14 protein-coding genes are annotated in these 12,690 nt (G+C 53.2%); 5 read left to right on the top strand and 9 right to left on the bottom strand.

The genetic code is table 11. The features are described from left to right. Positions 1-66: 66 nt before the first annotated feature. Positions 67-963 carry a putative RNA methyltransferase gene (locus MHI43_RS06090; RefSeq protein ID WP_036662260.1) on the bottom strand — a complete coding sequence of 299 codons (897 nt, stop codon included), beginning with the start codon at positions 961-963 and terminating at the stop codon, positions 67-69. Positions 964-1,395: 432 nt separating this feature from the next. Here MHI43_RS06090 and MHI43_RS06085 point away from each other — a divergent pair, with 432 nt between their 5' ends. From MHI43_RS06085 to MHI43_RS06075, 3 genes are all read left to right on the top strand, one after another. After that, complete coding sequence (locus MHI43_RS06085; protein ID WP_012819344.1) at positions 1,396-1,911, top strand: DUF6773 family protein; 516 nt, start codon at positions 1,396-1,398, stop codon at positions 1,909-1,911. 25 nt (positions 1,912-1,936) lie between these two features. Then, entirely contained in the window at positions 1,937-2,134 is a 198-nt protein-coding gene (locus tag MHI43_RS06080; RefSeq protein WP_009594955.1) for a helix-turn-helix transcriptional regulator, read from the top strand. A 128-nt stretch (positions 2,135-2,262) separates the two neighbouring features. Then, positions 2,263-3,714 carry an erythromycin esterase family protein gene (locus MHI43_RS06075; RefSeq protein WP_012819343.1) on the top strand — a complete coding sequence of 484 codons (1,452 nt, stop codon included), beginning with the start codon at positions 2,263-2,265 and terminating at the stop codon, positions 3,712-3,714. Between the two features lie 150 nt (positions 3,715-3,864). On the opposite strand, the gene MHI43_RS06070 is transcribed toward MHI43_RS06075, so the two are convergent. From MHI43_RS06070 to MHI43_RS06060, 3 genes are all read right to left on the bottom strand, one after another. Then, entirely contained in the window at positions 3,865-4,536 is a 672-nt protein-coding gene (locus tag MHI43_RS06070) for a DUF4097 family beta strand repeat-containing protein (RefSeq protein WP_012819342.1), read from the bottom strand. 146 nt (positions 4,537-4,682) lie between these two features. Beyond that, positions 4,683-5,168 carry a helix-hairpin-helix domain-containing protein gene (locus MHI43_RS06065; protein ID WP_012819341.1) on the bottom strand — a complete coding sequence of 162 codons (486 nt, stop codon included), beginning with the start codon at positions 5,166-5,168 and terminating at the stop codon, positions 4,683-4,685. Positions 5,169-5,205: 37 nt separating this feature from the next. Continuing rightward, positions 5,206-5,694 (bottom strand): DinB family protein, encoded by a 489-nt coding sequence (locus MHI43_RS06060; protein WP_036662249.1) that lies wholly within the window; start codon positions 5,692-5,694, stop codon positions 5,206-5,208. Between the two features lie 111 nt (positions 5,695-5,805). Here MHI43_RS06060 and MHI43_RS06055 point away from each other — a divergent pair, with 111 nt between their 5' ends. Together MHI43_RS06055 and MHI43_RS06050 are read left to right on the top strand one after the other, a co-directional pair. Next, entirely contained in the window at positions 5,806-6,753 is a 948-nt protein-coding gene (locus tag MHI43_RS06055) for a YafY family protein (RefSeq protein ID WP_036662245.1), read from the top strand. A 220-nt stretch (positions 6,754-6,973) separates the two neighbouring features. Then, on the top strand, positions 6,974-7,636 hold the full coding sequence (locus tag MHI43_RS06050; protein WP_036662244.1) for a CatB-related O-acetyltransferase: 663 nt from the start codon (positions 6,974-6,976) through the stop codon (positions 7,634-7,636). Positions 7,637-7,766: 130 nt separating this feature from the next. Here MHI43_RS06050 and MHI43_RS06045 read toward each other — a convergent pair whose 3' ends face one another. Genes MHI43_RS06045 through MHI43_RS06025 form a run of 5 tightly spaced genes read right to left on the bottom strand, consistent with a single transcriptional unit; the run spans position 7,767 to position 12,688 of the window. Further along, positions 7,767-8,930: an amidohydrolase family protein gene (locus tag MHI43_RS06045; RefSeq protein ID WP_036662241.1), complete on the bottom strand. Its 1,164-nt coding sequence runs from the start codon at positions 8,928-8,930 to the stop codon at positions 7,767-7,769. Further along, on the bottom strand, positions 8,923-9,714 hold the full coding sequence (locus tag MHI43_RS06040; RefSeq protein WP_036662240.1) for a glucosamine-6-phosphate deaminase: 792 nt from the start codon (positions 9,712-9,714) through the stop codon (positions 8,923-8,925). Before MHI43_RS06040 ends, MHI43_RS06045 begins: the two co-directional genes overlap by 8 nt. A gap of 17 nt (positions 9,715-9,731) precedes the next feature. Beyond that, complete coding sequence (locus tag MHI43_RS06035) at positions 9,732-10,760, bottom strand: Gfo/Idh/MocA family oxidoreductase (RefSeq protein ID WP_036662239.1); 1,029 nt, start codon at positions 10,758-10,760, stop codon at positions 9,732-9,734. Between the two features lie 54 nt (positions 10,761-10,814). Then, the gene (locus tag MHI43_RS06030) at positions 10,815-11,825 is read right to left on the bottom strand and encodes a Gfo/Idh/MocA family oxidoreductase (protein WP_036662237.1); all 1,011 of its coding nucleotides are present in this window, start codon (positions 11,823-11,825) and stop codon (positions 10,815-10,817) included. Further along, positions 11,822-12,688, bottom strand: coding sequence for a sugar phosphate isomerase/epimerase (locus MHI43_RS06025; protein WP_036662236.1), 867 nt, complete (start codon positions 12,686-12,688; stop codon positions 11,822-11,824). Before MHI43_RS06025 ends, MHI43_RS06030 begins: the two co-directional genes overlap by 4 nt. Between the last annotated feature and the right edge of the window lie 2 nt (positions 12,689-12,690).

The following is a 12,690-nucleotide window of genomic DNA, read 5'->3' as shown; positions in this document are numbered from 1 at the left end:
CTATTATCTCCCAACAGGATCACTTTAGCAAAATATGAGGCATTTTCGGCTGAAGGACCGTTATGGTTATTCCTCATTCCATCCATACAGGATCTTGAAGTCCGCCGTGACCTCCATCGCTTCATCCAGCATTTGTCCGATGGCCTCGGGCGAAGCGCTCCAGGATAACGGCGTCATGCGAATCAACTGTTTCATCTGATCGTTATCCAGGACGACTCGATACTGCACCCGCTCGGCTTCGATTTGCTCAAAGTGACGGCTGAACAGCTCTATTGTGCTGTCATTGGAGTAATTCTCCTTGCCTGTGCCCGTATAGAACAAGGTTCTAAGCTCCTGCAAATACAGGCTGTCCGGGATTACCTTCACCAATGATCCGCCACTCGCAAGCAGCCGCCTGAACTCCGAATAATTGGACGGGGACAGAATGTTCAGGATGTAATCGAACTGTTGGTCGGCAAACGGGCTCCGGGACAAATCGGCCACGCACCATATAGAGTCAGGGGATGTCTTGGCGGCCATAACGATGCCCTCTTTGGCAATATCCATGCCTACGCCGAGAACATCCGGCACCAAAGGGTGCTCCCGAAGCTTATGTCCGATGGCGGATAGATGGGAGCCCTCCCCGCAGCCTGCATCAAGCAGCTTTACAGGCTTCACGGATTCCCGGGACTTCAGCTCCTGGATCAGGCGATTCGTTACCGCTTCTACCATGGGGCCGAAGAAGCCGCTGCCGCTGATCGTGTTTCGGGCCTCAAACAAAGCCTTATCATATTTGGTTTTGGATGAATGGTTCAGCAGGTTTACGTATCCCTGTCTGGATATATCATAGCAATGCCTGTTCTCGCATTCCAGGCTGGCCATGCGTTCTACCTTCATGGCACCGCCGCAGATCGGGCATTGAAACATCTTCTCGTGTATCGAAAGTTTTTGTGCTTTTTTTAACCATTTTTCGTTGTTGGACACAGCAAATCACCCTTTCATTCGATTGAACGCAATGAAAAAGGCACAGATAAATAAACTCAAGCCGCAGTTGTCAAAAAAAAGGGCCGAGCCTACTTGGATCTGTACCTCACATTAGCGTAAACGAATGAAATGGATCATGAAAAAACACGCTCCCGACATCAATTCGGGCAAGAAAGATGCCCTAATTCAATTCTAACACGCGAGCATAGAATGTAAACCTCTGCAAGCGTCCGGTTCAGCAAAATATATCAAGAATAAGTTCCTCCTATAGACTAGGATGAGTGTTTGAGACTCTTTTATCCACCTCCTAACCTTAAAAGACAAATATTAAATTCAAAATGACATATATATATTGCAAAAAGACGTAAATACTATTACAATTCATGTATCCAGAAAATCTCAGGAACGTATCTCTAACCAAAGGAAGGAATGATGAGCTTGAATTGGTTTAAGAAAAACTCGGTTGAGGATGAGCGTATCGTCAATTTAAAGAACAAGTTATATAAAGAGGTGTATACCTTGATCATGGTCATTTGCAGCATTTCCGTCATCATCAAATCTTTTGTGCTGCCGCGAACGGAACCCGTCTGGCTGGAAATGCTGATCATGCTGGGAGGAAGCTTATATTTCGGGATACGCAGCGTGGCGCTGGGGATTTACTCGGATGAAGTGGAGGTCCATGACCAGCGGAGCAAAATTTCGTTCAGCATGCGTACGGCGATATGGGGGCTTGTTATCGGTGTCGCACTTGCTCTTTTTTTCGGTATCCGCAGCGCGGTTCTGTTTGGCAATGACAACAGCGCGACCGAGCTCAAATATTTCTTTAGCGTTTTCCTCGTCTCACTGATCATCTACATCCCGCTCTTTGTCGGGGGGAATTGGTTGATCCACTACGGCGCCAACAAGGTAAGCCAGAAAATGTCGCAGAACGATCCATTCGACTCGTAGAAAGGGATATTAGGGGGACTGCCGCATGAAAAACATCAAATTGAAGATGGCCCGCGTCGAAAAGGATTTATCGCAGGAAGAACTGGCCCAGATCGTCGGTGTCTCCAGGCAGACCATCGGCCTGATCGAGCTGGGGAAATATAATCCGTCCCTCAGCCTGTGCGTTGCCATATGCAAGGCATTATCGCGTACGCTGAACGATCTGTTCTGGGAAGAAGACTAGGGCAGGGCTGCATTTCAATTCACTAACGCCGCCAGACAGTAATTGCGACCAGGTTAAGGAGGTGATGCCAACGCTTCAAGGCAAGAACTAATAACCAATCATCATAATAAGGAGTGACCTAATCTATCATGCCATTACATAAAGCCAGAAAAGCATTCACCGTGTTTCTGCTCACCGCTTCCCTATTGGGGACAACCTTCATCCCTGAAGGAAAAACATATGCTTCTGCCGCCGATCCCATCCAAGGCCAGGTTACGGAGGTTAAGACTGCTCGGACGTCGGATGAAAAAATTGCCGAGTGGGAGAATTGGGCCAAAGACCATGTATATCGACTGGATACGATTCACCCGGCCAACACAGCCAACGGCACTAACCAGTATAAGGATCTGGCTATGCTGAAGCCCTTGCTGCATGACAAACGTTTCGTGTTTCTAGGGGAGAGCTCCCACGGGGTTGGCGAGTTCAACCTGGCGAAGACCCGCTTGATTCAGTTCCTGCATCAGGAGATGGGGTACAACGTTCTGGCTTTTGAGAGCGGACTTGGCAACAGCTCCTTGGCTTACGGCAGGGCCGGGCAGCGGAGCGCGGAACAAACGATGAAGGATTCCATCTTCGGCGTCTGGTGGTCCAAGGAAATTATGCCGTTGTTCGACTACATTAAAACAGCACAACAGAGCAAGCAGCCGCTCGTGCTGACCGGTTTTGACATGCAGCTGCAGCATCCGCTGTTGGACGGACAATGGCTGCAGGATCAGGCCATGGCTAAGCGTCTATCGGAAGCTGAGAAGAAACTGTCCGACTACTCTCTTGGTATGGATCTAGACGCTTACCGCAAAGAGAAACATCAGCTGATTCAAGTGTACAAGGATGCTCTGGAATCCTTAAAGACGGAGGCAAACGAAGCTCATCTGAAACGGCTGTACCCGGATAACCCCAAACTGTCCATGCTGCTCGAGCGGACCCTGAACGACCGGATTCGGGTAGCCCGGGAATACGTGGAGCTCTCCATTCAATCAACGCTTGGCATGGAAAGCGGGGATTATGTCCCGTTCCTGGAATCGATGGAATGGCGGGACCAGGCGATGCATGACAATCTCATGTGGCTGGCAACCGAAGTATACCCGACGGAAAAATTCATCGTGTGGGGACATAACGACCACATCCGCAAAGCTCAAACCGAGGTGATGGGTACGCCATATCCGGTGACTTTAATGGGAGAGAAACTCTCGGATGAAATGAAAAAATACAGTTACGTGCTTGGCCTGTATCCGGCCAGCGGCCAAACCGCGGATAATATGGGGAATGTGCATGACGTTCTGCCGGCAGAGCCGGGCTCCATGGAATCGATCCTCTCGGCCGCAGGCTCGCCGTATACCTTCGTTGACCTGCGTTACCAAAAACGCGAGGCAGGCAACTCGTGGATGTTCGAGCCGCGTTTTGCCTATAGCTGGGGCATGATTCCGGAAAGCTTAATCGCCCGCGACCAGTACGACGGTATTCTGCTGATCGATGACGTAAACCCGCCCCAATATATGAGATCCTCCGCTTCATCCAAGGCTTCTGTGCCTGTTGAAGAATAAGGTGCTTTCATTCCTTGTTGTCATATAAGAATCTTTCATAGGTTGAGATGACAAGCATCCTCTGATGGTCTGCTCCAAGAGTCCGGAAGCAATGAACTCTTGGAAAGGACTAATCGGGGATGCTTTTTTCTTACGCTCAGTTCCGCATGGTTATTTTATCGAGATGTTCCCCGAGGAGGTTTTGAGCTTCACCTCAAACTCCCCGTCACCGGTGCGCCCTTCCGTCTTCCGGTTGCTCTCGTTCCTGTCCTGGATCGGAACGGCAATGGACCTCCGTCCGCTCCGGGACTGCAGCACCCATGTCGCATCAGGCGCCTCTTCATCGAGCTGTATGTTCACGTTTCCGCTTGTCGCCGATACATCCACATTGTTGTTCAAACGGGCGAACGCAAGGGAGATATTCCCGCTTTTACCCTTCACCTGAAGGCTGTGATTCTGCAAGCCGGTTCCCGTTACCTTGCCGGAAGAACCGTCAATTTCGACCTTCCCTGCATAATCCGCAGGAATTTTTACGCGAAGCTGCGGCATCCGGCCGATATTCAACATCCGAGTGATATCGTTATCTAAAGAAATCCTCACCCGATTATCTTTTTGATCGACAACGGCTCCTGCGGAACTGCCGCTTCGGAGCAGCGAAACCTCCAATGCTTCCACATCCGCTGTCTCCACGAACAAGGTCGTGCTGCCATGGTCGATCTCCAGCACTTCAACCTCATCAAGCGTTACGCGTTGGAGCTCCTCTTCTTCGCCCCTCGGACCGCATGCGCTGAGCAAGAACATGCCGAGGATCCATAGGATTGCAGCTGGTGCATATCGTTTCATTGCTTTACCTCCACCCCTTTTCTACTTTGAAGTCATTGTACAGGATGACGCAGCGTCGCTTTCAAGCGTTTTTTCAAGTTTGGTAAACAACAGGAAAAAAGACACCGCCATGTGGCAGTGCCTCCTGCTAGGTCAAGGTAGGGCCCCTACGGTTGTCCATCGTTGTCGTACCACGATAAAGTTGGACGGGTTGGAGGGTATCCGTGCTGCTCCCTGAATTGCTTACGCACTTCGGTAAAGTCATGCCAGCTCTTCCCGCTCCCCGGATGATTGGCATGATGTACGATGCAGCGAAACGCATCCTCCACGCAAGGATCCACCCAGAAACCGCTGCTCGCTTCCATCCGGTCCGTTAAAGAGGCAGCGTCTTCATCCTTGATATCTTCCAATGCGTAATACCCCAACTGGACTACGCGTTCAGCCACTTTCGGTCCGATCGAAGGAACCGTCTGAAACTGTGCCAGTCCCCGGATATATTGGGCGCGGCTATCCGAAACACCAAGCACGCCGGACAATAACTCGATATCCATTTGCGCAATATCGATAAGCTTCATTTTGTTTGACCGCAGCTTCGCCAACTCCTCGCCAGTTAACGGCAGCTTCGGCGATTTTCTCGGTACATGCCGCTGCATCCTTCTCACCCCTGTTCTCACTCTGCATACCTGACGTTTAATATAAATCGAACATATTTACTTCATAGCCTTGGGCTTTCAGGTAATTGAACATTTGCGCCCGGTGATGCTGGGCATGCGTGACGATTTCAATCAGCCACTTGGCTTGGGTTGAACCGTGCTCCAAATAGAAGGGTCTCGTTGTCTTCTGCATAAATTCTTCATCTGTCAGCTCATTCATATAGGATTTTACATCGGCAAGTCCCTTTGTCATCCAAGAGATCAGCTTGTCCTTGTCCGTGCCGTCAGCGGCGATGCTTGCCTCCAGTTCCCGGATCTCCGCTTCGCTCTTCTCTTGCAGAATCAACAGGTCCGTCGCAGGCACCGAAACCAGATGATGCACGAGTTCCTGAAGCGATCTCATATTATGGGCAGGCCTGTAATCCCAATGCGCTTCTGAAATTTTGCCGATCAGATTCGAACTGGTACGAACGATAAGCTCGAGCTCCTCGAACAACAGCTGCTTCATTTCATGCAATTGACTCACGTTTCATCACTCCATTTATTAGTTATGTGGGGGCTCTGGGTTCTACGGCAAGTATAGCGTATAATAGTGACAACTATTGTCATAGTCATCCCACCATTCGGAGCTGATCCTATGTCCAAATCCAAACGTCTCATCGAACTGATGATGACCGTTAACCGAATGCGAAAATTTACCGTAAGAGAACTGGCCGATCAATTCGGCGTATCGTCTCGCACGATTTTGCGGGACCTGCAGGAGCTTAGCGAACTGGGAGTCCCCCTCTATTCCGAGGTAGGACCGCACGGCGGCTACCAGGTGCTGAAAGAACGGGTTCTTCCGCCGATCGCCTTCAGCGAGGAAGAAGCCGTCGCGATGTTTTTTGCCAGCCACGCCCTGCGTCACTATCTATTTCTTCCCTTTGAAGCCGAGTCCTCTACCGCACTTCAGAAATTTTATTATTACATGCCCGGGGATGTGCGCGACCGGATTGACCAGATGAAGAACCGCGTGGATTTTCTGACGCATACCAGACAGCAGAAGGCTGAATCTCTCGGGGCTCTGCTGGATGCCGCCGTCGACCAGCGGGTCGTTACGGTGTTATACGAGAGCAGGGACGGCTATGCCGCGCGAAGCATCCAGCCCGTGGGCATCTATGCAAGCAACGGCTTCTGGTATTGTCCCGCTTATTGTTTTCTGCGCGATGATTTCCGCCTGTTCCGCTGCGACCGCATGCAGTCCGTGGCTGAGGATGCAACCGGCATCGAGCCGCGGGATCACCGGCACATCCATCTGGGGAACTGGAGGGAATACGGGACGGAGAAATCGGTCTATGTCCGGATGGTCGTGGATTTGAGCCGGGAAGGCGTTCAGCGCTGCGAATCTGAGTTATGTCCTGTCCCCCATATTGCTAAGCGGCCGGATGGAAGCGGCCGGCTTGATCAGAACGTCCCTGCCAGCGAACTTTTGTATTTTGCTAAATTTTTTATCGGATTAGGGAATGAAGCCACCGTGAAGGCGCCGCAGGAGTTGGTGGTTCGCATCAAGGGGATGCTCGCGGAGATGATGGCGAAGTATGGTTAGAGGCAGCTGACACTCCTTTGGGCTAAGAGTATGGATTATTTTATCGGAATCTTGCACCCGCGTACGTTTGACGAAAAGAACACGCCTTGCTACAATTTCATCAACAATTAGGAAAAGGATGAGGACGATGGTTCGTCGTTTGATCAGGTTTAAGAATGTAGCTACTGTATTCAGCTTCTAAGTAAAAATGATCTATTCTACTTAGAAGCGAGGAAATTGAATGAAACAACATCGATTTGAACACTGGTCCGAAATTAAGTATCTGAAGGATATCGTCACAAACCCGATGATAAGCGTAGGAGAATACTCATACTATTCCGGTTATTACGATCATCATGATTTTGAAGATGGCTGCGTTAGGTATCTATGGGGGGATGCAAAATCCAAAAGGTTGTTTAACCCCATTGAAGACTATGGTTGGAATATCGATAAATTGATTATCGGAAATTACGTATGCATCGCAAGCGGCGTCATTATTTTAATGGGTGGAAATCACAACCATCATCCTGAATGGGTAACCGTATACCCGTTTGTCGATCAGATTGAAGCTTCTTACGCGCCAAAAGGCGATACCGTCATCGAAAGCGATGCTTGGATTGGAATGAATGCCATGATTATGCCAGGCGTGACCATTGGCGAAGGCGCCATTGTTGCGGCTGGTTCGGTTGTTACTAGAGATGTCCCGCCCTACAGTATCGTAGGCGGTAACCCTGCCAAAGAGATAAAGAAACGCTTTGCGGACGAAGACATCGAAAAGTTAATGGAAATGCGATGGTACGATTGGGAACGCGAGCAAATTGAACGAGCAGCACATATCTTGTCCAGTTCTTCCGTCCAACGATTATATGACTATTATCAAAAAGAAATAAAACCCTGCGTTTAAATTTCAGATGCCTCACTATAAATAGGAATGCGAATATCCCTTCTTGAATTCAAGAAGGGATATTCGTTGTCTTGGCCTCAAACTTGTGATCATCGTTCAAATTCATAACATCCTGTTTATGTTTCAACATCTATCGATCCGCCCGGTAAACCGAACGCCCTCCCTTGACGGTCTCCAGGATGCGAAAGACCTCCTCGCGCTTCTCCAGAAGCACGAAGTCGGCCTGGGCTCCTCTCATCAGCCCATGGCGTTCCCCTTGCCCCATGGCCTGGGCGGGCAGCACCGAAGCCATGTCCCATGCTTCGGAAAACGCGCACAGCCCCGACCGAGCCAGCCGCCAAACCGCATCGGCAAGCATCATGGCCGAGCCGGCCAGCAGCTCGGGCTTGCGGGCGAGATGCAGTCGGCCTTCGGGAGTCACGACGACATGACCGCCGATGTGGGTCTCGTATTCGCCTGGCGGCATTCCGCTTAAATAGACGGCATCGCTGACCAGCACCGCTTTGGATTGCTTGGCGCGGAGCATCACCTTGATGACCGAATCCGGCAGATGGTACCCGTCCGCGATCATGCCTGCCCACAGCTGATCTTGGGCAAGCTGTTCCCATATATAATTCGGATGCCGCGGCAGCGTTAGATGCGCGCCATTGCCCAGATGGGTGGACATCGTCGCTCCAGCATCCACGGCTTCCCGAATTTGCTCAGGTGTGGCAGCGGTGTGCCCGATCGATACAACGACTCCCGATTCGGCGCACGCCCGGATAAAACCCGCGGCTTCCGGCCACTCCGGCGATAGGGTGACGATCCGAATCCGGTTCCCCGATGCCGCCTGCCATCTCGTAAACAATGCCCAGTCCGGCGCCTTGATGTACCGGGAATCATGGGCTCCCCTTGGCCCCTCCTCCGGAGAAAGAAAGGGGCCCTCCAAATGAATCCCGCCTATGGACGAACCGACCGCTTCATCCTCCAGGCAAGCCGCGTCGATAACCCGCAGCAGCTGTTCGATTTCTTCGTCTCCGTTGGTAATGACGGTGGGGTAGAACAGGGTTAGCCCCTTCTCCCATAACCGCCGGGTTGCCTGGATGACCGTATCCGTTGTAAGCGGCAGCGAATTGAAGTCATATCCGTAACCGCCGTTAATCTGAAGATCGATCAATCCGGGAGCAACCCATATCTCTTCGTCCCCGCCGCGTGGAAGGACTCGCTCGATCCGGCCTTCAGGGTTCCATGCCAGCTCCATTGGCTCGCCTGTTGCATAATGGCGGCCTGCCCGAATCCGATCGTGGCTATCCATTCCGAATTTCCCCGTACGACTCCAGGTCAACATAAAGCGTGCAATCCGGATGCCGCCGAAGAATGCTGGCAGGACAAGCCTCGCTAATCTCGCCTTGCAGCGTCCGCTGCACCGCTGCCCGCTTGCTTGCCCCCGGCACGACGCAGAACAGATGGGCACCCGACATCAACGCCGGAACGGTGAGCGTAAGCGCGTATGCCGGAACCTCCTCCAAGCTCGCAAAACAGCCGTCATTCACCTGCTGAAGCCGGCAAGCCTCGTCCAGCTCGACCCGCTTCACCCATAAAGGGTCGGTAAAATCGGCAACAGGCGGATCGTTGAAGGCGATATGCCCGTTCTCGCCAATGCCCAGGACCACCATATCGATCGGGGCGGCGGCGACCAGTCGGCTGTATCTATCGCACTCTGCTTCAGGATCATTCAAACCGTCGATCAGATGCACCTCTCCCGGAGATACCCGATCAAACAGCCGCCGGGATAAAAAGTTCCCGAACCGCTGCGGGGCCGACGGGGGGAGGCCGATGTATTCATCCATATGAAATGCGGTTACCCGGCTCCAGTCCAGTCCTTCCGCTTGAACCAGCGCGGCCAGGCACTCATTCTGGGACGGGGCGGCCGCAAAGACGATGCGAATGCGCTCTTTCTCGGCCAGCAGGCGCCGCATGGCCTCGCGGATATCGGCAGCCGCCGCTTTCCCCATCGCTTCGCGCTGGTCATAAACGCGGACCTTCAGTTGATCTTGAGCTTTTTCAAGTACAGGTTCGATGTTTCGCTCAGTCCTCATAAAGTCACCTCCATCCCTTACAACGCCGGCGTTCCGGTCAACAATTGAATTTCCTTGCGCTGCCTGGAAGCCTCGTAGGTACCGAGAATGATCTCCAGGGAATGCCGGCCGTCCTCCCCGGTGACGATAGGCTCGCGGCCTTCGCGAACGGCAAGCGCCATATCTTGAATTTGCAGGCGGTGGCCGTCAGGTATAACTTTGAACGCATCGAATTCAGGCAGCTGAACTTGTTCGCCATCGATTTCAAGAGATACGATCGTATCTTCTTCGATGACCAGCGCGCCCTTCTCGCCATGAATGACCAGCCGCTGCCCTTTCCCGTCGCAGGCTGTCGTCGTGATCTCCATGACGCCAAGCGCGCCGCTCGCAAATTCAAGGGCTGCGATCACGGTATCTTCGACTTCGATATTGCGCAGCACGGCTTTGGCTTTGGCAGACAAGGATGCAACAGGTCCAACGAGCCATTGCAGCATATCCACCGTGTGTATTCCCTGATTCATCATCGCCCCGCCGCCGTCCATCGCCCAGGTCCCGCGCCAGCCTGCACTGTCATAATAGGCTTGATCGCGGTAGAGCATGACATACGCCGAGCATAAACTGAGCTTCCCGAGGCGCCCTTCCTGAATGACCTGGCGGGCATATCGGGCTTGCGGGGACATGCGCCTCGGAAAGACGGTGGCGAGCAGCACCCCGCTCTCCGCACATACCTCGATCATGCGCTCGATATCGTCAAGCTTGATCGCCATCGGCTTTTCCACCAGCACATGCTTGCCCGCCCGGGCAACCATCGCCGTTTGCTCTGCATGCATGCCGCTTGGCGTGCAAATGCAGACCACTTCCACATCCTCGCGCGCCAGCAGCTCCTCCAATGTGTCGCAGACATCTCCTCCATACGTTTCAGTCAGCTTGACCGCCGATTCCCGTTTCGTATCGAACACGGCGGCAAGCACGGCTTCCTCCGTGTTCATGATGCCTTTGGCATGGATATCCGCAATAATTCCGCAGCCGATGATCCCGAATCGAACCGGCAGCTTTTCCTTCGTCATGTTCCCTACGCCCCCTCATACCCGTTCTGTTTGCATCGAAGCCCGTGCTTTCTCCTATTCCCTAATCAGGATCCGTGCTCCCTCATCGGCCATCACCGTAGCCTCCGAGGCTTTGTAAATATCGTCATGCGTGATCAGGCCCGCTTCTCCCGCCACCCGATTCAGAAAATCCTGCGAGAGGGAGAACGCCGGAGCCGTTAAAGGCAAAGAACGCAGCTCCTGATCGGTGATCACAAGCGCTACCTCATCGTTGGACAGCAAGGGATCTCCTTCCAGCCGAATTTCGGCAATGCCGCGCGTCCCCGTAATGAATATCCGGCCGTCTCCCCAAGTCCAGCTGCCGGCGGGCGTGTGCCAGTCCGCGTATAGCTGTGCCGTGATCCCGCCAGCCATGAATACCTGCACGCCGGCGGCATCGTAAAAGGTCGGGTATTCAGGCAGAATATGCTTCGCCAGATAACCGGATGACGTCTCCACTTCCCGGCCCGTCAGCCACCTTAACAGGTCGAAGTCATGCACGAAGAGATCGTTGATGATGCCGCCGGACTGCCCTCTGTCAAAATGCCAGGCCGGACGGGTTTCCGGATTCAGCCGATGCGGTTTACGCATCGAGATATGGATGATGTCCCCCAATTCACCCGCTCGAATCATCCCGTGGACGGTATGGATAGAAGGACGGAAACGTTCGGTCAGCATCATGCCTACCTCGATTCTTCCTCGATCCAACAAGCCGCGCAGCCGGATGAGTCCGGCCCGATCCGTTACGGCAGGCTTATCGATCATGACCGGCTTGCCGTGCAGCTCGCACAGCTCCATGACATCCATTTTCTCATCGTTGATGGCCGCGCAGCCAATGATTCCTACGCCTTCGTCTGCCAGCATCGACTCCCGATCCCCCGTCAGCTCCAGGCCGTACCGGTCGGCGAGGGTGCGGGCTAACGTCTGATTGTCCGGTTCGTACACTCCTGCGCATTCGTAGCCCAGAGCCAGCATCTCCTCGATAAACATGCCGATGTGGGCATGCTGGCAGCCGATGATTCCAAATTTCCGTGCGTTTCCCGTCATCCGGTCGACACCTCCACAGCCTGCAGCCACTCCTTAATGACGAGCAGATCATAAGCGAGCCGTTCCTTCGGCGGATAGGGAGCTGCGCATTCCAGCGTAAGCCAACCCGCGTACCGCTGTTCCCGTAATTCCCTAAGCAGCCCGCCGTGATCCACTTCTCCTTCGCCAAGGCGGCATTGCAGGAAGAACTCTTCCCCGTGACGGGTCAAATTCTTGAACGTTCCCGGGGCGCCCCCTTGCCCGATCCGCCGTTCATCCTTGATGTGCACATGGAACAAACGGCTTCCAAGCTGCCGGACCGACTCTTCCCCAAATTCCGTGTCCGTGATGTACATATTTCCTGCATCATGAATCAGGCCAACCTGATCATCGCCGATCAATTCCAAGAGCCGCAGTGCGCTGTCTGTCGTCTCCACCAGGCTCTGGTTGTGAATCTCCAGGACGATCCGTTTTCCCGCAGCACGGGCTTCCTCCGCGCATTTCCGAATCCAGAAAGCCGCCTTGGCATAATGATAATCCTCCGCCAGGAAGGCATTCGGCCCTCCCTGAAAGATCCGGATCATGCCCGCCTCCAACATCACCGCGCGTTCAAGCAGGCCCATGAACTGATCATAGGCTCCGGTACATTCGGCATCCCCGCTTGTCGAGAAATTCCCCATGTAACCCGCCAATGCCGGGATCTCCAAACCGCGCCCATCCGCAAGTGCCTTCATTTCGCGAACCCGCGGAAGCGATGTCTCCGGGCTCAAATGCGGTTCGCGGCAGGCGATTTCGATGCCGTCAAAACCGAGTTCGGCCGCGATCGACATCGCTTCATGGATGCTGTAATCGATGAGTGACCCGCTGAATGCCGCTATTTTCATCT

It is taken from the genome of Paenibacillus sp. FSL H8-0457, assembly GCF_038051935.1.
Classification (GTDB): domain Bacteria; phylum Bacillota; class Bacilli; order Paenibacillales; family Paenibacillaceae; genus Paenibacillus_AQ; species Paenibacillus_AQ lautus_A.
This window is presented reverse-complemented; position numbering and strand designations above follow the sequence as displayed.